17 protein-coding genes are annotated in these 21860 nt (G+C 61.7%); 6 read left to right on the top strand and 11 right to left on the bottom strand.

Annotation, left to right across the window (positions count from 1 at the left end; translation table 11 throughout):
• Nucleotides 1-94: 94 nt before the first annotated feature.
• Together HW452_RS00920 and HW452_RS00915 are read right to left on the bottom strand one after the other, a co-directional pair.
• Nucleotides 95-979: an alpha/beta fold hydrolase gene (locus tag HW452_RS00920; protein ID WP_224104222.1), complete on the bottom strand. Its 885-nt coding sequence runs from the start codon at nt 977-979 to the stop codon at nt 95-97.
• 66 nt (nt 980-1045) lie between these two features.
• Nucleotides 1046-1639, bottom strand: a complete 594-nt coding sequence (locus tag HW452_RS00915) for a TetR/AcrR family transcriptional regulator (RefSeq protein ID WP_224104221.1) — start codon at nt 1637-1639, stop codon at nt 1046-1048.
• Between the two features lie 215 nt (nt 1640-1854).
• Here HW452_RS00915 and HW452_RS00910 point away from each other — a divergent pair, with 215 nt between their 5' ends.
• From HW452_RS00910 to HW452_RS00890, 5 genes are all read left to right on the top strand, one after another.
• The gene (locus HW452_RS00910; RefSeq protein WP_224104220.1) at nt 1855-3057 is read left to right on the top strand and encodes an efflux RND transporter periplasmic adaptor subunit; all 1203 of its coding nucleotides are present in this window, start codon (nt 1855-1857) and stop codon (nt 3055-3057) included.
• Entirely contained in the window at nt 3057-6152 is a 3096-nt protein-coding gene (locus HW452_RS00905) for an efflux RND transporter permease subunit (protein ID WP_224104219.1), read from the top strand. The genes HW452_RS00910 and HW452_RS00905 overlap by 1 nt, the downstream gene beginning before the upstream one ends.
• On the top strand, nt 6152-7555 hold the full coding sequence (locus HW452_RS00900; RefSeq protein WP_224104218.1) for an ATP-binding protein: 1404 nt from the start codon (nt 6152-6154) through the stop codon (nt 7553-7555). Before HW452_RS00905 ends, HW452_RS00900 begins: the two co-directional genes overlap by 1 nt.
• Nucleotides 7556-7569: 14 nt before the next feature.
• Nucleotides 7570-8277: a response regulator gene (locus tag HW452_RS00895; protein ID WP_224104217.1), complete on the top strand. Its 708-nt coding sequence runs from the start codon at nt 7570-7572 to the stop codon at nt 8275-8277.
• Between the two features lie 98 nt (nt 8278-8375).
• Complete coding sequence (locus HW452_RS00890; protein WP_224104216.1) at nt 8376-8789, top strand: hypothetical protein; 414 nt, start codon at nt 8376-8378, stop codon at nt 8787-8789.
• An 81-nt stretch (nt 8790-8870) separates the two neighbouring features.
• On the opposite strand, the gene exaC is transcribed toward HW452_RS00890, so the two are convergent.
• The 9 genes from exaC to HW452_RS00845 all read right to left on the bottom strand — a co-directional run bounded on the left by exaC (nt 8871) and on the right by HW452_RS00845 (nt 20822).
• Nucleotides 8871-10391: an acetaldehyde dehydrogenase ExaC gene (exaC, locus tag HW452_RS00885; protein WP_224104215.1), complete on the bottom strand. Its 1521-nt coding sequence runs from the start codon at nt 10389-10391 to the stop codon at nt 8871-8873.
• A 116-nt stretch (nt 10392-10507) separates the two neighbouring features.
• A complete protein-coding gene (locus tag HW452_RS00880) occupies nt 10508-12751 on the bottom strand; it encodes a hybrid sensor histidine kinase/response regulator (protein ID WP_224104214.1) in 2244 nt (747 codons plus the stop codon).
• Complete coding sequence (locus tag HW452_RS00875) at nt 12741-13259, bottom strand: molybdopterin-dependent oxidoreductase (protein ID WP_224104213.1); 519 nt, start codon at nt 13257-13259, stop codon at nt 12741-12743. Before HW452_RS00875 ends, HW452_RS00880 begins: the two co-directional genes overlap by 11 nt.
• A gap of 215 nt (nt 13260-13474) precedes the next feature.
• Nucleotides 13475-13903 carry a universal stress protein gene (locus tag HW452_RS00870; protein ID WP_224104212.1) on the bottom strand — a complete coding sequence of 143 codons (429 nt, stop codon included), beginning with the start codon at nt 13901-13903 and terminating at the stop codon, nt 13475-13477.
• 10 nt (nt 13904-13913) lie between these two features.
• The gene (locus tag HW452_RS00865; RefSeq protein WP_224104211.1) at nt 13914-16517 is read right to left on the bottom strand and encodes a TRAP transporter permease; all 2604 of its coding nucleotides are present in this window, start codon (nt 16515-16517) and stop codon (nt 13914-13916) included.
• A 132-nt stretch (nt 16518-16649) separates the two neighbouring features.
• A complete protein-coding gene (locus tag HW452_RS00860) occupies nt 16650-17630 on the bottom strand; it encodes a TAXI family TRAP transporter solute-binding subunit (protein ID WP_224104569.1) in 981 nt (326 codons plus the stop codon).
• A 352-nt stretch (nt 17631-17982) separates the two neighbouring features.
• Nucleotides 17983-19284, bottom strand: a complete 1302-nt coding sequence (locus HW452_RS00855) for a TRAP transporter large permease (protein WP_224104210.1) — start codon at nt 19282-19284, stop codon at nt 17983-17985.
• Complete coding sequence (locus HW452_RS00850) at nt 19274-19753, bottom strand: TRAP transporter small permease (RefSeq protein WP_224104209.1); 480 nt, start codon at nt 19751-19753, stop codon at nt 19274-19276. Before HW452_RS00850 ends, HW452_RS00855 begins: the two co-directional genes overlap by 11 nt.
• Nucleotides 19754-19811: 58 nt before the next feature.
• The gene (locus tag HW452_RS00845) at nt 19812-20822 is read right to left on the bottom strand and encodes a DctP family TRAP transporter solute-binding subunit (RefSeq protein WP_224104208.1); all 1011 of its coding nucleotides are present in this window, start codon (nt 20820-20822) and stop codon (nt 19812-19814) included.
• Between the two features lie 161 nt (nt 20823-20983).
• Here HW452_RS00845 and HW452_RS00840 point away from each other — a divergent pair, with 161 nt between their 5' ends.
• Complete coding sequence (locus tag HW452_RS00840; protein WP_224104207.1) at nt 20984-21841, top strand: DMT family transporter; 858 nt, start codon at nt 20984-20986, stop codon at nt 21839-21841.
• Nucleotides 21842-21860 lie beyond the last annotated feature (19 nt).

Here is a 21860-nt window from a genome sequence, read left to right as displayed (position 1 = left end):
AGTGTGCCCTGCCCTTTCATGCCGGGCAGCGGGCGAATTGGCGCCCATTATCCAGTTTTTCACCCGCTTCGTCTTGGTAAGTCTCGTTAGATGCTCATTCAGCGCCGAGCAGAAACGGAAGAGCTTCGTCTAGCAGTACCTCTGGGATTTCCTCGGGGATATAGTGGCCGCAAGGCAGCGCTTTGCCTTCCACCTGAGGTGCCACCTTGCGCCATTCGCTCAGTGCATCAAAGCAGGTTTCAATCGCGCCTTCAGCACCCCACATCACTTTCAACGGGCAGGTGAGCTTTACGTCAGCATCGATATCGGCCTGGTCATGAATCAGGTCAATCGTGGCACTGGCGCGATAGTCGCCGCAGATGCCGGTTGCAGTGCCGGGCAGCGCCAGACACCGCTCGTACTCGGCCAGGGCTTCTTGTGTGAACGGCGCCATGCCTGCGCTGCGCGCTCCCATGACGCTGTTCAGGTACTGGGCGGGGTCGCTCTTGATCAATATTTCCGGCAGCGGCTGGGGGCGGATCAGAAAGAACCAGTGCCAGTAGCTACGTGCAAAGGCGTCGGTGGTGCCGCGATACATGGCAAGGGTCGGCGCAATATCCAGCAGCACCATGCGCTCGACGCGCTTGGCATAATCCACCCCCAGCCGATGGGCCACGCGGGCGCCGCGGTCATGGGCCAGCACCTTGAAGCGCGCAAAACCAAGCGCCTCCATCAGCTCGGCCATGTCGGTGGCCATGGTACGCTTGGCGTAATTCAGGTGCTCAGGGTCGTCATCGGGTTTGGCGCTGTCGCCGTACCCGCGCAGGTCGGCGGCAATCACGGTGAAGTGCCGGGCAAGCGTTTCCGCGACCTTGTGCCAGATGACGTGAGTCTGCGGGTGGCCATGAAGCAGCAGTAGCGCCGGGCCACTGCCGCCCTGGCGAAAAGCGATCTCGACGCCGTTGACATGGCGGGTGTGTTTTTCATAGCCGCTAAACATGACGATCTCCTGGCCGGGGATGGGTAAGCGCAGGCCAACAGTCTACGTCATTTTCATAAAGGCCACTCAGTCGGCGGGTGGGGCAAGAACCTGCTGGAACAGCAGCGTCTCGAACACGTCCATGGGCGCGACTGACTTCAACGTCTTGGCGCGTAGAATGGCGCCTTCCCAACCGGAAAGGATAAAGCTTGCCAATTGTTGGGCATCGTGTGCAGAGCTGATGGCGCCCTGTGCCTGGGCGGCACTCAGGCAGTGGGCAAACCGCGCCTCCCAGCGCTGGAACGTGTGATCGAGCGCCTGCCTGAAACGATCGCTCTGCCCGGCCAGCTCCTGGCCCAGGTTACCGATCAGGCAGCCGGTGGCGTGGTCGCACTCGCGCATATAGGCGCGGCCGGTGGCAAAGTAGTGTTTCAGGCGCTCGAGCGGGGGGATCGCCGGGTCTTCGAGCAGCACGGCCAGGCGTGCGTCGTAGTCGTCGGCAAAGCGCTCGATCACCGCCAGCCCAAAGTCCTCCTTGCTGGAGAAGTAATGATAAAACGAGCCTTTCGGGACGCCGCAGGCGTTAAGTACGGCATTGATGCCCGTGGCGTTATACCCTTGCTGGGTAATCAATTCGGCACCAGTATCAATCAGCCTATCGCGGGTGGCGGTGTTTTTCATGGGCTTGCACAAGACTCATCGGGCGGCAGTTATTCCATCAGTGACGGGTTACGCGGCTAAAATGACTAGCCGGGTCGGCTGGCGAAGGGTTGCACGCTCTTTTCATAATGCTTGCCCAATCGCTGCGACCCGATGCGTGATGCTAGCATGATACGCGTTCTTTGCCGGAATTTTTGCTGCTTCCCTTTTTGTTCTCACAACGGATATCCGTGTTGATGAAATCTATTGACTCTTCGCCTTCGGCTCAGCAAGGCCGTGTCCGTCTGGGTAGCGTGGCTGCGCTGCTGGTGATGGTGGTGGGCCTGGCGTGTGCCTGGTGGATCATCACTCAGCCGCCGCGAATCGAACGCCGTCCGCCGCCAGCCCCCACCCCACCGGTGGTCGATGTCATCGCACTCGAACGGCGCCCTCAATCACCCACCTTGAGCGGTTTTGGCCGAGTCGAGGCCGAGCAGCAGGCCATGCTGGCCAGCCGGGTGGCGGGCCAGCTCGAGCGCTTCGGCGAGGGGGTTCTGCCAGGTCAGGTAGTCGAGCAAGGCGCACCGCTCGCCTACATCGACCAGGCCGACCTGCGTCTGGCGCTGGAAGACGCTGAAGCGCAGCTCAGCAATGCCGAGGCACAGTTGGCTTTGGAAAATGCCGAACAGCAGCGCGCGCGCAGCGAGTACGAGTCCTTTGGCCGGCAGCTCTCCGCCGAGCGGCGCTCGCTGGTGCTGCGCGAGCCGCAGTTGCGCCAGGCCCAGGCTCAGCTCACCCAGGCACGCGTGGTCCGCGACCAGGCGGCGCTGAACCTCGAGCGGGCCACCCTGACCGCGCCCTGGAAAGCGATGGTGCAGGAGCGCCTGGTAGGCGCCGGCAGCCTGCTGAGCCAGGGCACGGAGCTTTTGAATCTGGTAGGCGTCGAGCAGTTCTGGGTGCGCGCATCGCTGCCCGGCGAGGCGCTTGAGTGGCTGGAGCCTGGAAACCCGGTCACGCTGACCAGCCGGGGCTGGCCGGAGGGAGGGAGTCGCATGGGCACCCTGGTATCGATTCTGCCCAATCTGGAAGAGAACGGGCTACAGGCGCAGCTGCTGATTGCCGTCAACGACCCGCTGGCGCTGGAAAACGACGGCCCGGCACTGCGTCTGGGCGATGTGATGCGCGTGGCGTTTGAAACCCAGGCCCAGGAAGCGCTGATCGCCCTGCCCTCGGCGGCCCTGCGCCCCGGCGAGCGCGTCTGGTGGGTGGATGACGAGGATCGCCTGCACAGCACCACGGTAACGCTTGCCTACCGCGGCGAGGACCAAGCGCTGATACGCAGCGGCCTGGAAGCCGGCCAGCGGGTCGTTATTTCCGGGCTTGCCCAGCCCCGCGAAGGGCAGCAGGTACGCGTGCGCACGCGCGGTGACACGCCGGCAAGCGACAGGGAGAGCAACTGATGCGCCGTGGCCCTATCGCCTGGATGATCGATCATGGGGTGGCGCCCAATCTCTTGATGGCGCTGTTTATCGTGGGCGGTCTCATGGCATCGCTTGCAATCAAGAAAGAGGTCTTTCCCGAGTTCGAGATCGAGATCGTCCAGGTCTCCATCAGCTACCCGGGCGCCACGCCGGAAGATGTCGAGCAGAGCCTGCTGCTGCCCGTCGAGGCGGCGATTTCCAACGTCGAGGGGATCGACGAGCTGACCTCGAGCGCCGGCGAAGGCAGTGGCATGGTCAGCGCCACGCTGATCGATGGTGTGGACGTGATGCGCGTTTATCAGGATATCCAGCAGGCCGTCAATGCGATTACTACCCTGCCCAATGCTGCCGACCCGCCCCGCTTCACCCTGGCGGGCCGCTCGCGCAGCGTGGTCAGCCTGCAGGTCTACGGCGCGGTGGGGCTGGCCGCGCTTCACGACGCTGCCGAAGATGTACGTGCCGAGCTTCAGGCCGCGCCAGGCATCTCGCGGGCCGAGCTTTCGGGCAACCGCGAGCGTGAAATTCAGGTGCACCTGGATGAAGAGGCCATCGAACGCTACGGGCTCGACCATCAGGAGCTGGCCAGCCGGATTGGCGCCGAGGCGCTGGACCTGGCCAGCGGCCAGCTCACCACCGCCGAAGGCGAATGGCTGATTCGCTACCAGGGCCGGCGCAACAGTGCCGCCGAGTTCGCCGAGCTGCCCATTCTCATCACTGCTCAGGGCACGCCGGTGCTGCTTGGCGATATCGCTCGCGTCAGCGACGGCTTTGCAGAAACCGACCGTGAGGAGTTCTACAACGGTGAGCCGGGGCTTTCGGTGAACATCTACCAGATTGGCCATCAGACACCGACCAGTATCTCGCAGGCAGTATATGGCGAACTCGACAGGCTGCGCGCAGGCCTGCCCCCTGGGGTCAGCCTGGATGTCGCCCGCGACAGCTCCAAGGTATATGAAGATCGCCTGAGCCTGCTGCTCAAGAACGCCTGGATGGGCCTGGCGCTGGTACTGGTGCTGATGGCGCTGTTTCTGGAAGCACGCCTGGCCTTCTGGGTAACCCTGGGCATCCCGACCGCCTTTCTGGGCGCCATGCTGTTTCTGCCCTGGATCGGCGTATCGCTGAACATGATGTCGATGTTTGCCTTTATCATCGCACTCGGCATCGTGGTGGACGATGCGATCATGGTGGGCGAGAACATCTACAGCTACCGTGAAGAGGGCTACTCGCTGCGCGATGCGGCAGTCAAGGGCGCCAGCGAAATCGCCACCCCGCTCACCTTTGCCATTCTTTCCAACATCGTGGCATTTCTGCCGCTGCTGTTCCTGCCGGGCTTTCTGGGCATGCTGTTTGCCACGGTGCCGGTGGTGGTGATTACGGTTTTCCTGATCTCCTGGGCCGAAGCGCTGTTCATCCTGCCCGCCCACCTGGCCCACAGCCGCAAGCCGCGTGAAACCCCGGCCTGGCAGAAACCGCTTGAAGCGCTGCGCCAGCGCCTGCAGGGCGGGCTGCACCACTTTACCTACCGCCGGTTCGAGCCGTTTTTGCAGCGCGCCCTCGACCAGCGCCTGCTGAGCATCGCGCTGGGCGTGGCGGTGCTGCTCGTCGCCTTGTCCTGGGCGATGAGCGGGCGACTCGGGTTCTCGCTCATGCCGCGGGCCGAGTCCGACCAGGTCCAGGCCGCCGTGACATTGCCGATTGGCACCAATATCAGTGTCAGTCGGGAACTGAGCCAGCAGCTTCTGGGGGCCGCCGAGCAGTTGAGCGAGCGCGAAGAGAGCCTTTCGTTCAGCAGCACACGCAGCCGCCTGGATGGCGAAAGTCTCGAAGTACGCCTGGATATTGCCCGCGAAAGCCTGGAGGCATGGCCGCCATCACGCATTGCCCGTGAATGGCGCGAGATTACCGGCGATCTGGTGGGTGCCCAGTCGGTGCGCTTCGAGTCCGACTTTGGTGGCCCCGGCAGTGGCGCCGCCCTGAACCTGCGCCTTTCACACCCCAACACCCAGGTGCTGGAAGCCGCCGCGGCGCGCCTGGCCGAGGTACTTGGCGAATACGGCCTGACCGACATCGACAGTGGCATTGGCGATGGTAAGCCCCAGCTGGAAATGCGCCTTTCGGCGGAAGGCCGCGCGCTGGGTCTTACCGGCAGCGACCTGGCCCAGGCCCTGCGCGGGCCGCTTCAGGGCGCCACGGCGGTGGAGCAGTTCATCGGGCGCAGCGAGATCAGCGTGGAAGTGCGCCTGCCCGAAGCCGACCGCGATAGCTTGAACGAGCTTTACCGCCTGCCGGTACGCACCCCGGAGGGGTTGAGCGTGCCGCTCTCCCGCGTGGCCGATATTACTCTGAGCCAGGCTTCCAGCAGCCTCGAGCGTATCGACGGCCGACGTATCATCACCGTTACCGCCGACTCCGAGGGCGACCAGACCATCAATCAGGTGCTTGCCACGCTGCAGGAAGACGTCTTCCCCACGCTGACCAATACCTGGCCGGGACTCGAGGTCAGCCTGGGCGGCCGCCAGCAGGATACCGCCGACAACCTGGCCTCGCTGCGCACCGCCATGTGGCTGATGCTGGCCGCCCTGTACGCGCTGCTGGCCATTCCGTTCAGAAGCTATCTGCAGCCCCTGCTGGTACTCGCCGCCATCCCCTTTGGTATCGTGGGGGCCGTGGTGGGCCACATGATCATGGGCTTCGGGCTTTCGATCATCAGCCTGCTGGGCATGCTCGCGCTCTCCGGGGTGGTGATCAACGATGCCCTGGTGCTGATCGACTACGCCAACCGCAAGCGGCGTGAAGGCATGGCACCGCGTGAGGCCATCGTGGCCGCCGCTACCCGCCGGCTGCGGCCGATCATGATGACCACGCTGACCACCTTCCTGGGGCTGGCGCCGATGATTCTGGAAACCTCGCGTCAGGCGCGCTTCATGATTCCCATGGCCATTTCGCTGGGCTTTGGCATGATCTTCGCCACCGTCATTCTGCTGATTCTGGTGCCCTGCCTGTATCTGGGCATGGAGAACTGGCGCGAACGGAGGAGCATGCCGTCAAGACCTCATCAGGAGGGTACAGTCTGATGACGATCCCCCTGATCAGATGGCGGCCTTCACGGCTGGGGCTGAAACTCTTCGCCGCGATCCTGAGTGTCAACGTGGCCATTTCCGCCAGCATGTTCCTGGCCGTGTCCTACAGTATCGACCGCGGGTTCATCGACTACCTGAACCAGGCTCAGGAGCGCCGCGCCATGCTGCTGGCCGACGGCCTGATCACCCGCTGGGAAACCCAGGGCAACTGGCGCTGGCTCGAGCAGAATCCCGAACGCTGGCCGCATATCGTGCGCTTCGAGCTGGGCCAGGAGCATCGCGAGCGCCCCTCCCCGCTTGGCGAAGCGCAGGATTTTGCCCTGCGCGCACCGGGGGGTGAGTTCGTCGTGCCGCCCCGTAATGGCCGCACAGGGTCCGGCGACTGGCGCTGGCTTACGCTCTACAGCAACCGCGAAGCCATCGGTTCGCTGGGGTTTCGTCCGCCGCAGCAGATGATGGAACGCATGGAGAACCGTTTTCTGGAGCTCCAGCAGCGCAACCTGGTGATCATCGTCATCTCGATCGGCCTGGCCTCGCTGCTGCTGGCCGCCGGGCTCTCCTGGTGGCTGAGTCGGCGTACCCGCGCTCTGGCGGTGGCGACCAGACGCCTGACCCAGGGCAACTACCATACCCGCCTGCCCGAGCGCGGCCGGGACGAACTGGCAAGACTCGCGCGGGACTTCAATGTGCTGTCCGCGACCCTTGAAGCCAACCGCGATGCCCGGGCACGCTGGGTATCCGATACCGCCCACGAGCTGCGCACGCCTCTGGCCGTGCTGCGCGGCGAGATCGAGGCAATGCAGGATGGCATTCGTCCGCTGAATCAGGAAAACTTGGGTTCGCTGGCCCAGGAAGTCGCCCAGCTCGAGCATCTGGTGGCCGATCTACGCCTGCTGTCGCAAAGCGATGCCGGCGCTCTGGATATTCATCTAGCGCCGATGAACCTGAGCGCCAGCCTGGCAAGCCGCCTGGAAGACGCCGATCGCTGGCTGAATGAAAGCGGCCTTGCGCTTGTCACACGGATTGCGCCTGATGTGATGATAAGAGGCGATGCCCAGCGTCTGCACCAGCTATGGAACAACCTGCTGGATAACAGCTGTGCTTATACCGATGCCCCCGGCACGCTCCAGGTGACGCTGGGTATCGAGGAGCAGCAGGCGGTGATTACCTGGCAGGACAGCGCCCCGGGCGTGCCTGAAAGTGAGCTTTCACGGCTTACCGAGCGCCTTTATCGCGTCGAGGGCTCCCGCAATCGGGCCAGCGGCGGCAGCGGCCTCGGGCTCTCCATTGCCAGCGCCCTGGTGAGTGCTCACGGCGCCACGCTTGAAGCCTCCAGCGCGACGCTGGGCGGGCTGTGCTGGACGCTGCGCTTTCCCCTGCTGACGGCCCATTCATGATAAAAGAGCCTTCCATGACCCAAGACACTACGCTGTTGATCGTTGAGGACGAGCCCAAGATCGCCCGCCTCATGGATGATTACCTGACGTCCCATGGCTATCGCGTGACCACCCTTGGCCACGGCGATGAGGTGCTTCCCTGGCTTGCCGAGCACTCGCCCGAGCTTATCCTGCTGGACGTCATGCTGCCCGGCAAGGATGGCCTGACCCTGTGCCGTGAGATTCGCAACACCTGGCCCGCCATCGCCATCATCATGGTGACCGCCAAGGTGGAGGAAGTGGACCGGCTGCTGGGCCTCGAGCTGGGCGCCGATGACTATATCTGCAAGCCCTTCAGCCCACGCGAGGTGGTCGCGCGGGTAAAAGCGGTGCTGCGCCGCAGCCAGGCGCTGGCCGAGCAGTCATCGCCGAATCACCAACGTGACGCGGCGGCCCCCGTCACGCTCGATGAAGACGGCTGGCAGGCGCTGGCAAATGGTCAGGACCTGGGCCTGACCGCGGTTGAATTCCAGCTGCTGCGGGTCATGATGCAGTCGCCCGGACGCATCTTCAGCCGCGAACAATTGATGGATCACATGTACCGCGACAACCGCATCGTCTCCGAGCGCACCGTCGACAGCCATATCAAGAAACTGCGCAAGAAGATCACCGAGGCCCTGCCCGAGCAGGAGATCATTCGCTCGGTGTATGGAGTAGGCTACAAGTACCAGCCGGAGGGGTAATTGCAGACGCTGAAGACCTTCGTTATTGCACACTCCGTGCATCGGGTTTGCACGACGCTGCCGGATACTGCCATGGTCAACTTACCAGGAGGTATGCCATGAAACTGTCATTACGTCAGATGTTCGCCCCGACCCTGCTTGCTCTGGCACTGGCCCCGCTGGCCTTCTCGGCTCAGGCGGAGCAGCACGAAGGCCGCGGCTCAGACGCTGATCGTGAAGCGTTCCATCAGCGTATGGAAGAGCGCCGCCAGGAAGTGTACGAGCGTGCCGGCTTGAGCGACGAGCAGCAGCAAGCGCTCAACGAAATCAACGCCGAGCACTACCAGGCCATGCAGGCGCTGCGTGCCGAGCACGAAGAAAAAGTCGCCGACATTCTGTCCGAAGAAGAGCGCGATGCCCTGAAAGAGGCCATGAAGGAAGTCCGTGACGAGCACCGCGGCGAAGGTAAAGGTCACGGCCGTCGCGGCGGGCACGAGCACCAGAATGATGAAGCGGAAGCCGCCAGCGAATAAAAACCGCTGATAGCCACTCAGTCGTATCAAGCAAACGCCCGGCACCGCCGGGCGTTTTCATGGGCGAGCTATGGGTTGCGTCTAGAAAAAGCCCAGCGGATTGATGTCGTAGCTGATCAGCAGGTTCTTGGTCTGCTGATAGTGCTCGAGGGCCATCTTGTGGGTTTCACGGCCCACGCCGGATTTCTTGTAGCCGCCGAAGGCGGCATGCGCCGGGTACTGGTGGTAGCAGTTGGTCCATACGCGGCCGGCCTGAATACCGCGCCCCATGCGAAATGCCACGTTGATATCCCGGCTCCATACGCCTGCGCCGAGCCCGAACTCGGTATCGTTGGCAATCGCCAGCGCTTCCTCTTCGTCCTTGAAAGTGGTGACCGCGACCACCGGGCCGAAGATCTCCTCCTGGAAGACGCGCATCTTGTTGTCGCCTTTCAGCAGCGTTGGCTGGATGTAGTAGCCCTTGTCATAGCTCGGGTCGAAGCTCTCCTTGTTGCCGCCGGTGAGGAACTCGGCCCCTTCTTCGCGGGCAACGTCCATGTAGGACATGATCTTGTCGTACTGCTCCTGGGATGCCTGAGCGCCTACCTGCACGTCGGTATCCAGGGGGTTGCCGCGCTTGATGGTCTTGGTGCGCTCGAGCACCTTGGCCATGAAGTCGTCGTACATGCTCTCCTGAATCAGCGCGCGCGAAGGGCAGGTACACACTTCGCCCTGGTTGAAGAAAGCCAGCACCAGCCCCTCGACCGCCTTGTCGATGAACGTCGGCTCGGCGTTCATGATGTCGGCAAAGTAGATATTCGGCGACTTGCCGCCCAGCTCCACAGTGGACGGAATGATGTTTTCAGCGGCGCACTTGAGAATGTGCGAGCCCACCGGCGTGGAGCCGGTAAAGGCGATCTTGGCGATGCGCTTGCTGCTGGCCAGGGCCTGCCCTACTTCCTCGCCGAAACCGTTGACGATATTGACCACGCCCGGCGGCAGCAGGTCGCCGATGATCTTGATGAGTTCCAGAACGGACGCGGGCGTCTGCTCGGCAGGCTTGAGCACCACGCAGTTGCCGGCGGCAAGCGCCGGTGCCAGCTTCCAGACGGCCATCAGGATAGGGAAGTTCCAGGGAATGATCTGTCCCACCACGCCCAGCGGCTCGTGGAAATGGTAGGAGACGGTATTGGCATCGATATCCGCCGCCGTGCCTTCCTGAGCGCGAATACAACCGGCAAAGTAGCGGAAGTGGTCTACCGCCAGCGGGATGTCGGCATTCAGGGTTTCACGAACGGCCTTGCCGTTGTCCCAAGTTTCGGCCACCGCCAGAAGCTCCAGGTTCTGCTCGATGCGGTCAGCCATCTTGAGCAGGATATTGCTGCGCTCGGCGGCGGAGGTCTTGCCCCAGGCCGGGGCGGCCTTGTGGGCGGCATCCAGCGCTTTATCGATATCTTCCGCGGTCGAGCGCGGAATTTCGCAGAATACGTCTCCATTGACCGGACTGATATTGTCGAAATACTGCCCGTTCACCGGCGCCACGAATTCGCCGCCGATATAGTTGCCGTAACGTTTTTCAAATGACACCACGGCGTTGGCTTCACCCGGATTGGCGTAGATCATCACAAGGCTCCTGCATATTATGGTTATTGAAAGCGCTCATTCAGTGTGGGTCACCACAGCACTTTACGAAATAGCCCATTAGCAGAATGCCCCATTGTCTGATCGCCGGGCAAGGCTTAGCCGGGCAGGTTGTCGCGCCGCCACCCCTGCAAGGCGGCATGGGTGCGCGTGGCACTGTGGCGCAGTCTGCCGAACACTTCATCCAGCTGGCATGGCGTGGCGGCCTTGTCATCGGCCAGTACTTCGAGCCGCTTGGCGTAGTCGGCAAGCTGCTCGGCTCCCATGCTCAATGATTCGCCGCGCAGCTGGTGGGCAAGCCTTTTTACCTGCTGCGCCTGTTCGTCGAAAATCCCCTCGGCAGTAACCAGATAAGCCGCCAGTTGCGACAGATAGTCACTTACCTGCTGATGGTAGAGCACTACAAGGTGTACCAGCTTTGCCTCGCCCAGGCTCGCTCTGAGCATGTCGAGCGTGGCGGTATTGAGTAAATCCTGATGAGAGGCGTCGGCTCTGGCCTCGTGCAGCATCGGCATCAGGGCGGGCGTGGCGGCGGGCAGCAGGTGCATCGCAAGCACGTTGCTCAACCCCGACAGCGACAGCGGCTTGGTGATGTAGTCATTCATCCCAGCATCCAGACAGAACTGCCGATCATTGCCCCCCGCGGTCATCGCCACGATCGGCACACTGGCAAGCCAGCCGCCATGCTCTCGCAGTCGCCGGGTCACGACCAGGCCATCCATGTCCGGCAGCTGGATATCCATGAATATCAGATCCACCCTCTGGGTATCCGCCATGGCCAGCGCTTCGTGGCCGTTTTCTGCATACACCACGTCACACCCCAGGCGCGAGAGCAGCCCCGTGGCCACCTTGCGGTTGATCGCATTATCTTCCACCAGCAGCAACGAAGTGCCCGTAAAGTCACGCGCTGGTTCCTTGGGCAGCTTGGTGACGGCGGGACTTGCCGCTACCAGCGGCAGTTCACAGCTGAACGTGCTGCCCTGGCCCGGCTGGCTTTGCACGCGCAAATGCCCCTGCATGGCCTCGCTCAATCGCTTGGAAATGGCAAGTCCGAGGCCGGTGCCTCCGTAGCGGCGTGCTACCGAGGCATCGGCCTGCTGAAAGGGCTCGAACAGGCTGGCCTGCTGTCTTTCATTCAGGCCACAGCCGGTATCGCTGACCTCCAGCAGCAAGTGTTCGACCGTGGAAGAGACGCGAATGGTGACGCGACCGTAGTCGGTGAACTTGATCGCGTTGGCCACCAGGTTCAGCAGGATCTGCCGGACACGCCCGGCGTCCAGCATGACCCAGGACGGCACCAGTGCATCGATATCCACTTCGAGCGTCAGCCCCTTGGCCTGGGCGCGGGGCTCAAATAGCGCCACCACACTGTCGATCAAGGGCTTCAGCGCCGTTGGTGAGGTCTCGAGCGTCAAGTGACCCGCCTCGATTTTCGAGAAATCGAGAATCTCGTTGATCATGGCCAGAAGCTGATTGGCGCTGTCGTGAATGGTGCGTGCGTAATCTTCCACCTGGGCGGGACTAGCCGGCTCGCGAAGCAGTTCACTCATGCCGATTACCCCATTGAGCGGGGTGCGTATTTCGTGGCTCACCATGGCCAGAAAATCCGACTTGGCCTGGTTGGCAGCCTGGGCCTGTTCGGCGGTGACTTCAAGCTGCTGACTCAAGAGTTCCTGCTCGCGTCGGGCCGCCGCGCTTTCGCGCATTTCACGCACCAGAAACACGATGACCAGCAAGACGGCCAGGCTCATGCCTACCAGTAGCGTCATCAAGAGCTTGTAGAGCGTGCTCAGAAGAATTCGCTCTTCAGTGGCCGACTCGGCCAGATAGCCGTTGATGGTGATGACGAACCGCTCGGTCAGCTGGGTCAGCCGGTTGAGTTCGGCCTCGAGCTCGACGAGCGGCAGCTCATCGAGCTCGCTTTGGGGGCCGAGCATGGGGTCGAGCAGCTCCATCTGCTGCTGAATGTAACCAAGTAATTCACTGGCGCCCGAGGCGGCTTGCAAGAGCGAATTGACCTCGCCCTCCTGCAGCAGCATCACACGGCTGTAGAGCAGCTCGAAGCGCAGATTGAGTCCATCCTGGGTGTCCGAATCCAGCGGGGTACGCGTGACCGAGAGCAAGTGATTGAGCAGTTGAACGGCGTCCCGGTCCAGCTTGTAAACCACCCAGGCCGTATCCTCACGCAGGCTTTGGGTCAGGTTATCCTGGCGCCAGGAGGCAAGCGCTGCCACGACCAGGGCGCCGGCAAACAGCAGTACGGTGAACATGGCCACCAGCTTGAGCCGGCGGGGGTAGCGCAGAAGCCTTGGTGCTTGTACCACGGTGCGGCTAAAGCGCATCGATACGCATGACCTGCCAGACGGCCCGGAAGCGTATTTTCTCGCTCAGCAGTACCTCATCCTGGTCGAAGGGATAAAGCACCCATAGCGGACCGTACTCGCGGATGGGCATGGGTTCACCGTTACGCTCGAGCGCCAGGATGACCTCATAGTCGTCGAAATCAGTCATCGGGATTTCAGCAGCATACCCGTTGAGCGCCGATACCTGCACCGTCTCGCTTTCAGCGCCCACATACTCGAGCAGGTCGCGCATCAGCGGGCCCGAGTAGTGGCTGACGCCGCCGGTCCAGGGTGTACTGGTGTCAAAGCCATGCTGGGGCAGCGCCTTCAGCATGGCCATGTCCAGATGCGCTTCGCCTTCGGCATTCTGATGCTTGATATTGCCTTTCACTTCCAGGATGACCGCACCGTCAGGTGCAGGCAGCGCCTCATCAGGGGCTGCCTGCGCCCCTTGGGATACACACAGTGCCATCAAGGCCCAGCCAGCCAATAACGTTTTCACGATCATTTCCTCACAAAATCCTGCGTTAGCGTCAAGCCCTCAGGGTCTTCATCGATACCGGAAGAGAGGACGCGCACCGGTACGTCGAATCAGGCCGAGTGGTGTTTTTAAAAACATTCTGTCGTTCAAGCGCTGTCGTTCAAATACTGTCGTTCAACTACTGTAGAAACGCCGGCTCGATGGAGCCGGCGTTGTCAGCATGACGACAGGCGTTAGCCCGGCTAGCGCACGATCATGACCGATACCTTGGCATGATGCACTACATGTTCGGCATTGGGACCCAGCACGTAGTCAACGAACTTGTGCTTGGTGTGCGACGCCATGACGATCAGGTCGGCATCGAGCTTCTTGCCCACCTTGATGATCGCCTCCCAGGGCGAGCCGTCCACGATCACGCTCTGGGTCTTGACGTCTTTCGGAACATGCTCGTCGATGAAGCGCTGCTGCGCTTGCTTCATCGCCTCATGAGCCTTTTCCGAAAAGTTCTTCGGAAAGTAGGCCCCGACCATGGGCATCTTGAACTCCGGCAGTACCGACACGATATGCAGCGATGCGCCAAACGTCTGGCAGAGCGTGACCGCCGTGGGCAACGCCTTCTGCCAGGAGGTCGCCTCGTTCAGATCCACGGGAAGCAGCACTTTCTGGTACATGACGCTCCCCTCAGGCCACGGCCGCTGCATCATCATCCTGCTCCTTGCTGCGCCGACGGCGCTGCAGCAGCACGACAAGACCAAACAGCCCCAGGGCAGGTAGCCACATCCACTCCTTGGTCCAGCGATCCACCGGCGCCAGCACCTGGGTGATTTCCTGGTCGAAATCAAACCCCAGCTCCGCCGCCGGGCCGCCAAACGCCACGAAGTCGACCAGCGTCTGATCACCATCCACGTAGAGCTCCATGCCCAGGTTCTCCAGACGCTCTTCGCCGGTGTCGCCGCTGGGCACAGGCACCAGGATATAGGTCGACATGGGGGCCCCGAAATCATCCTCGCCGGCTATCTGCACGCGCAGGCTGCTGCCATCGTCGACTCGTCCAAGCGCCTCGGCAAACTGGGCAGGCGGCACCGATTCGTAGGGGTCGTGGATCTTGTCCATCCAGAAGCCGGGGCGGAACAGAGTAAAGGCGACCAGCAGCAGCAGCACTGACTCGTACCAGCGGCTGCGTGTCAGCATATAGCCCTGGGTGCCAGCGGCAAAGATCAGCATGGCGATCGTCGCTACAATGAATATCACCACCCCTTGTGTCACCGTGACATCGATCAGCAGCAGATCCGTGTTGAAGATGAACAGAAACGGCAGCGCCGCCGTACGCAGGCTATAGTAGAACGCCTGGAAGCCGGTGCGCAGCGGATCGCCCCCCGACACCGCCGCGGCGGCAAACGAGGCAAGCCCCACTGGCGGTGTGACATCCGCCATGATCCCGAAGTAGAACACGAATAGATGAACGGCGATCAGCGGCACGATCAGACCGTTTTGCTGGCCCAGCATCACGATCACCGGCGCCATCAGCGCCGACACCACGATATAGTTGGCGGTGGTGGGCAAGCCCATGCCCAGAATAAGGCTCAAAAGGGCGGTCAGCAGCAGGATCATCATCAGGTTGCCGCCGGACAGTAGCTCGACGACATCCGCCAGCACCAGGCCCACGCCGGTTTGAGATACAGCGCCGACCACGATGCCCGCCGTGGCCGTGGCGATACCGATACCGATCATGTTGCGCGCGCCGGTTACCAGGCCATCCCACAGATCCAGAAAGCCTTCCTTGATATCGGCCGCCATCTTGCTGCGTCCGCGGAAGATGGCGATGATCGGACGCTGCGTCACCATGATGAAGATCATGAATACGGTCGCCCAGAACGCCGAAAGCCCTGGTGACAGGCGTTCGACCATCAAGCACCAGACCAGCACGATGACCGGCAGAATATAGTGCAGGCCGACCATCACGGTGGGCCGGGTCTGCGGCAGCTTGATGACCTTGGAGTTCGGGTCATCCATCTCCAGTTCGGGGTAGTAGGAGCTGATCTTCAAAAGCCCTACATAAACCGCTGCCAGGCCCAGTGAAATGACCCAGGGAGTGGCTTCACCCAAAACGGGCTTCAGCCAGCCCAGGCCGTAATAGACCGCAACCGACAACCCCATGAGCAGCAAAAGCCCCGTCAGAAAGCCGATCACCTTGTTCAGCAGCGGACGAGCCGGGTTGCTGGACGGCAGCCCCTTCATGTTGGCTTTCAGGGCTTCCAGATGAACGATATAGATCAGAGCAATATACGAAATGATGGCAGGCAGGAAGGCGTGCTTGATGACTTCGACATAGGAAATGCCCACGTATTCGACCATCAGAAACGCCGCCGCGCCCATGACCGGCGGCATGATCTGCCCATTGACCGAGGAGGAGACTTCCACCGCCCCGGCCTTTTCAGCACTGAAGCCCACCCGCTTCATCATGGGAATGGTAAAGGTACCCGTGGTCACCGTATTGGCAATCGAGGAGCCGGAAATCAGACCGGTCATGCCCGAGGCCACGACCGCCGCTTTGGCCGGGCCGCCCTTGAGATGGCCCAGCAGAGAAAACGCTACCTTGATGAAATAGTTGCCGGCGCCCGCTTTATCCAGCAACGCGCCAAACAGTACAAACAGGAAGACAAAGCTTGTGGATACCCCAAGTGCGATGCCGAACACGCCCTGCGTGCCAAGCCATTGGTGGTTGATCAACCCGCCAAGGCTGACGCCGCGGTGGGCCAGGATACCGGGCATGTAGGGGCCAAACAGCGAGTAGCCGATAAAAATCGCGGCGACCACCATCAGCGGCGGCCCAAGTGCGCGGCGGGTGGCTTCGAGCAGCATCACGATGCCCAGGATGCCGATCACGATATCCTGGGTAATAGGCCGACCAGGACGTTGCGCCAGGTCAGAATAGAATATGAACAGGTACGCGCCGCAGAAGGCGGCAATCGCGGCAAACGCCCAGTCCTGTAACGGAATACGCTCACGCGGTGAGCGCTTCAACGCAGGATAGGCCATGAAGGCCAGAAAGAGCGCAAACGCCAGGTGAATAGAGCGCGCTTCGGTGGCGCTGAACACGCCAAAGCCCACCATGTAAGGAAGTGGCGATGCAATCCATAGCTGAAACAGCGACCAGGCAGCTGCAATGCTTACCAGCAGCTTACCGGGTACGCCGTGCGGCTTCCTTGCCCCTGTGTCACTGGCGGCGACCATATCATCAAGGTCGTCCCCTGTGGCTGCCAAGGGTTGTTTGTCATCACGCATACGCTTGTCCTGCCTAATGGTCAGCGCTGACAATCAGCGCTTTCAACAAGAAGCGCGGACACCCCAGGTGCCCGCGCTTGTCACTTCTAAAGCGATCGCTACCGGTCATGGCCAATAGCGTAACGCCAAGCCTTACTCGATCCAGCCACGCTCACGGTAGTAACGCGCCGCGCCATCATGCAGCGGTGCGGTCAGACCGTCGGCTATCATGTCCTCTTCGTTGAGGTTCTCGAACGCCGGGTGCAGACGCTTGAAACGATCGAAGTTGTCGAACACGGCCTTGACCGTTTCGTACACGATGTCTTCGTCAACGTCGGCAGACGAGACGAAGGTCGCCGCGACGCCGAAGGTTTCAACGTCTTCGTCGTTGCCACGGTACAAGCCGCCCGGGATCACGGAACGGGTGTAGTACGGATACTCTTCGATCAGCGCATCGATCTCGTCGCCGGTCACGGATACCAGGCGGGCGTCGATCGTGGTCGTCGCTTCCTGGATGGAACCGTTCGGGTGGCCCACTACATAGACCATGGCATCGATGTTGTTATCGGAAAGTGCCGAGGCCTGCTCGGCGGCATCCAGCTGGGAGGCCAGCGCGAAGGTGCCTTCATCCCAACCGAACGCATCCATGACCACGTCCATGGTGTTGCGCTGACCAGAACCCGGGTTGCCGATGTTGATGCGCTTGCCCGGGAAATCGCTGATGTTCTCGATGCCGGAGTCGGCACGAGCCACCACGGTGAGCGGCTCGCCGTGCATGGTGAAGACGGCGCGCATGTCTTCCCACGGGCCCTCGCCTTCGAAGTTGGCTTCACCGTTGTAGGCACGGTACTGAACGTCGGACTGAACCACGCCCATGTCCAGCTCGCCGCTCTTCATGCCGTTGACGTTGGCAACGGAGCCGCCGGTCGACGGTGCGTTGCAGCGAATGTTGTGCTCTTCGCTACCGCGGTTGACCATACGGCAGACCGACTGGCCCACGACATAGTAAACGCCGGTCTGACCGCCGGTACCGATGGTGATATAGCGCTCCTGGGCGACGGCGGGTGCAGCGAACGTTGCCGCTGCGATTAATGCGCCTGAAAAGGCAGCAGTAGAAAATACATGGCGTTTCATGGACATACCTCTATCTTGATGTTGTGAGCGTTATGCGTTCTGGAAACCCCCATCAGCCTGTCCCCTTTGGGTGAACCTGCTTCCAGAACGTTTTCAAGACAAACTGTCATAACCCGGCACCGATTGTGCCGACCATGGCTACTTTAGCGAAAAACAATCCGCTTGGCGAAACCATGATAGGCAAGCGGCGCGCTTAGCGCCGCCTATTGAAACACGACTTTCCCCTTGCGTAACGTTTAGTCAGCGTTAATGGCCATGCCTCTTTTGCATAGGGGGCATGAGATGAACACTCGATGGCCTACTTAAGCGTAGCGACATCTGATGGTTTCGCTATTGCCACGCGAGTCTCCTCTTAAACGTTATAGCCCAGCATCTGGGGCAGCCATAGTGCAATGGCCGGAAAAATCGCCACCAGCGCCAGGGCACCACTCATTGCCAGCACGAACATCAGCGCCCAGCCGAGCGTGTGCTCGAGGCGGATCTTGGCGACTTCCGTCGTCACCATCAGATTGACCGCCACCGGTGGCGTGAACTGGCCGATGGCAATATTCATCGCCAGCAGTATGCCGAACCACACCGGGTTCCAGTCGAAGTGCTGCATGACCGGAATCAGGATGGGCATCATGATCAGGTAGATCGAGATGGCATCGAGCAGCATGCCTGCTACCAGCACGGCCAGCATGACCAGGATCAGCAGCACGACACCGTTATCGGTAAGGCCGATGATCCACTCCGCCAGGTGACGGAAAGTGCCCAGCATGGTACCCGCCCAGGCAAAGATGCCGGCCAGGGCGATGATCAGCATCACCACGCCGGAAACGATCGCGGCTTCGCCCAGAAGCGCCCATAGGTCACGCAGCGACAGCTCACGAGTAAAAAAGAGCCCGACCAGCGTACCGTAGGCAACGGCCACCACCGCCGCCTCGGTAGGGGTAAACAGCCCCGAGCGCAGACCACCCAGAATCAGGATGGGCGCAAACAGCGCCGGCAACGCCTCCTTGAAGGTGGTACGCACGCTCAAGCGCTCACTCTCTACCGTAGGCGAGCCCTCCCAGCCGTTGCGCCGGGCCAGAATAAGCGCCGGCACCAGCAGCGAAAGCCCGGCCAGAATGCCCGGAAAGAGCCCTGCGGCAAATAGTGCGCGCAGGTCTACCCCGGGTACCACGATAGAGTAGAGAATCAGCGCCACCGAAGGCGGAATCAGAATCGCCGTCGAGGCCGAAGCGGCAATCAGAGTGGCAGAAAACGGCTTGGGGTAGCCCGCCCGGGTCATGCTGGGCAACATCACCATGGCAACCGCCGCGGCGTCCGCCGGGCCCGAGCCGCTCATGCCCCCCATGATCATGCACACCAGCACCGCCACCAGCGCAAGCCCACCGTGGCGGGGGCCAATCAGGGCCTGGGCAAAGCGCACCAGGCGCAGCGCCACGCCCGAGCGCTCGAAGATCAACCCGGTCAGAATGAACAGCGGAATCGCAATCAAGGGATACTTGGCAATGCTGTTATAGGTGTTCGTGCCAAGCGTTGCCAACATCTCCGGTGACAGCCCCAGCACGATACCCACCGCCCCGGAAAGAGCCAGCGAAAACGCTACCGGCACACCGGCAATCAGCAGCCCGGCAAACGCCAGGATCATCCATACATCAGGCGTCATCAGCCATCTCCCCGGTCAGCCGTGCGCGGGTCTGCTGGAAAAGCCGCCACAGCATGGCCAGGGTAAGTACCGGCAGCCACACCAGATACCACCACTGCGGCAGACCAAGCCCCGGTGAGAGCGACTCCCACTGGTACTCCTGCCAGGCGAGCTTGCCGCCGTACCAGGTGATCAGCCCCAGCACCAGCGCACCGCACAGCGCCTGAAACACGATCAGCGCATGGCGATAGCGCGGCGGCAGTGCTCGCTCCAGAAAGCCGATACGGATATGCCGGTTGCGCCGCAGGGCCACCGAAGCGCCGGCAAAGGTTAGCACCACCAGAAGGAAAACGGAAAACTCTTCGGTAAAGGAGAACGACCCGCCGGTCACGTAGCGGGTGATCACGTTGCCCAAACTGATCAATGAAATCACGACAAGCGCCAGCGCACCTATCCAGCGCTCGGGCCGTGCATCAGGAAAGCCTTTCATGAAAGCCTCGTCACTACGGCGCCCCCCGAGGCCGGGAGGCGCAACATCAGAAAAGCGATTAACGCGCGTCAATAGCCGCTTGAGCGGCCTCTACCAGAGGTTCGCCAATACGCGGTGCCCACTTCTCGTATACAGACTGGGTCGCATCGGCAAAAGCCTGATATTGGGCGTCGGTAAGCTCGGTGACCGTCACGCCGCGCTCCTGAATGGCGGCCAGCCGTTCGCTCTCCTGCTCGCGGGTCATGGCGGTTTCCCATTCACCGGCTTCGAGTGCCGTTTCGCGCAAGAGGGTCTGCTGCTCTTCAGAGAGGGTCTGCCATACCTGCTGATTCACCGCAAAGATCAACGGGTCGTTCATGTAGTTCCAGAGCGTCAGATGTGCCTGACCTACCTGGTCGATGCGCGCCACGTCAAACACGGAAAGCGGGTTTTCCTGACCATCCACGGCGCCGGTGGTCAGCGCCGGCTGGGCATCGGTCCAGCTCATCTGCGTGGGGTCAGCGCCCAGCGCGTTGAAGGTATCCTGAAACAGCGGCGAGCCAACCACGCGAATCTTCAGCCCGTCCAGATCGTCGGGCTCGGTGATGGGGCCCCGCGAGTTGGACACCTGGCGAAAACCGTTTTCGCCCCAGGCCAGCGGCACTACGCCGCGCGACTCGATGGCCTCGAACACCATCTCGCCCGCTTCACCGCCGGTGATGGCATCGACCGCCGCCTCATCAGGAATGAAGAACGGAAGCGAGAACAGGTTGAGTGCCGGCACCTGGGGCGACCAGTTGATGGTCGAACCCACCGCGGCATCGATCAGGCCCGAGCGCATGGCGGAAAACTCGCGGGTCTGGTCGCCGGATACCAGTTGAGAGTTGGGGTAGACGCGCAGGGTCAGCTCGCCCTCGCTGCGCTCTTCCACAAGCTCGGCCCACTTTTCAGCGGCCTGCCCCCAGGGAAAGGCGTCGGATAGCACCGTCGAGACAGAGAGTTCGCGGGCCTGGGCAGATACCGCGAGCGTCAGCAGGGCGGCTCCGGCAAGGCCGATCGTTGTGTGTGTCATGTGGCGTGTCAGCGTCATGGTAATTCCTTTTTATCTATTTTTTATGGTGGGTCGCCCGCGCCTGCTTACACAGGCAGGCAGCTCCCGGCCCTATTGTAGGGACTTGAAAGGCGAAGGGAAGACGCACAAGCTGATATGATGTGCCAAGCATTTCATTTTCATTCATACCGGATACTGCCGTGCCTCTACGCGATCTACTGCTCGGCCTGGTGGTCATTGCCATCTGGGCGCTCAATATCATTGTGATCAAGGTGGGCGTCGCTGAGCTTCCGCCTCTTTTGATGACCACACTACGTTTCATGCTGGTCGCCATTGTGCTGGTGCCGTTCTACCCGGTGTCCCGCGCCCAGCTGCCGTTTCTGCTGCTGCTCTCCTTTACCTTCGGCACCCTGCACTTTGCTCTGCTGTTCATTGGCCTGGGTCAGGCCGAGGCGGGCACTGGCGCACTTCTGGTGCAGATGGGAACCCCCTTCGCCACGCTGCTGGCAGTGATATTTCTCAAGGAGAAGCTGGGGGCCAAGCGCTTGGCGGGGCTCTTGCTGTCATTTGCCGGAGTAGTGGTGCTGGCTGGCGGGCCGACGCTGCCTTCGCCGCTTCCGCTTGGCATTCTGCTGATGAGCGCTTTCGGCTGGGCGGTATCGCAACTTTTGATCAAGCGTGGCCCGGCCATTGCACCACTGGCCCTGGCAGGATGGGTGGCGCTGCTCGCCGTGCCCCAGGTAGCCCTTGGTTCCTGGCTGTTTGAAAACGGGCAGTGGCAGGCGCTAAGCGAGGCAAGCTGGGCGGGCTGGGGAGCGGTCTTCTATACCGCGGTGATGTCGTCGATCGTGGCGTATGGCATCTGGTATGCCCTGCTGCGCCGCCATCCGGTCAACCGGGTGGTGCCGATGACGCTGCTGGTACCTGTGCTTGCCGTGGGCCTGGGCGCACTGCTGATGGGCGACACTCTGGGGTTTCATAAGCTGATGGGCGGCGGCCTGGTCGTGGCGGGAATCGGCTTGATCCTGATCCGCTTTCGCAAGCGCCCGGCGCTTTAGATTTGTCGACTACGCGAGG

This window comes from Vreelandella aquamarina (genome assembly GCF_020075495.1).
Lineage (GTDB): Bacteria > Pseudomonadota > Gammaproteobacteria > Pseudomonadales > Halomonadaceae > Vreelandella > Vreelandella aquamarina_A.
The sequence above is the reverse complement of the archived record's forward strand: the minus strand, read 5'-3'. Positions and strand labels throughout refer to the sequence as shown.

Bases quoted from the DNA above. Each gene is read 5' to 3' on its own strand.
- HW452_RS00920 (WP_224104222.1), bottom strand. From the start codon at position 979: ATGTTTAGCGGCTATGAAAAACACACCCGCCATGTCAACGGCGTCGAG.
- HW452_RS00915 (WP_224104221.1), bottom strand. From the start codon at position 1,639: ATGAAAAACACCGCCACCCGCGATAGGCTGATTGATACTGGTGCCGAA.
- HW452_RS00910 (WP_224104220.1), top strand. From the start codon at position 1,855: ATGAAATCTATTGACTCTTCGCCTTCGGCTCAGCAAGGCCGTGTCCGT.
- HW452_RS00905 (WP_224104219.1), top strand. From the start codon at position 3,057: ATGCGCCGTGGCCCTATCGCCTGGATGATCGATCATGGGGTGGCGCCC.
- HW452_RS00900 (WP_224104218.1), top strand. From the start codon at position 6,152: ATGACGATCCCCCTGATCAGATGGCGGCCTTCACGGCTGGGGCTGAAA.
- HW452_RS00895 (WP_224104217.1), top strand. From the start codon at position 7,570: ATGACCCAAGACACTACGCTGTTGATCGTTGAGGACGAGCCCAAGATC.
- HW452_RS00890 (WP_224104216.1), top strand. From the start codon at position 8,376: ATGAAACTGTCATTACGTCAGATGTTCGCCCCGACCCTGCTTGCTCTG.
- exaC (WP_224104215.1), bottom strand. From the start codon at position 10,391: ATGATCTACGCCAATCCGGGTGAAGCCAACGCCGTGGTGTCATTTGAA.
- HW452_RS00880 (WP_224104214.1), bottom strand. From the start codon at position 12,751: ATGCGCTTTAGCCGCACCGTGGTACAAGCACCAAGGCTTCTGCGCTAC.
- HW452_RS00875 (WP_224104213.1), bottom strand. From the start codon at position 13,259: ATGATCGTGAAAACGTTATTGGCTGGCTGGGCCTTGATGGCACTGTGT.
- HW452_RS00870 (WP_224104212.1), bottom strand. From the start codon at position 13,903: ATGTACCAGAAAGTGCTGCTTCCCGTGGATCTGAACGAGGCGACCTCC.
- HW452_RS00865 (WP_224104211.1), bottom strand. From the start codon at position 16,517: ATGCGTGATGACAAACAACCCTTGGCAGCCACAGGGGACGACCTTGAT.
- HW452_RS00860 (WP_224104569.1), bottom strand. From the start codon at position 17,630: ATGAAACGCCATGTATTTTCTACTGCTGCCTTTTCAGGCGCATTAATC.
- HW452_RS00855 (WP_224104210.1), bottom strand. From the start codon at position 19,284: ATGACGCCTGATGTATGGATGATCCTGGCGTTTGCCGGGCTGCTGATT.
- HW452_RS00850 (WP_224104209.1), bottom strand. From the start codon at position 19,753: ATGAAAGGCTTTCCTGATGCACGGCCCGAGCGCTGGATAGGTGCGCTG.
- HW452_RS00845 (WP_224104208.1), bottom strand. From the start codon at position 20,822: ATGACGCTGACACGCCACATGACACACACAACGATCGGCCTTGCCGGA.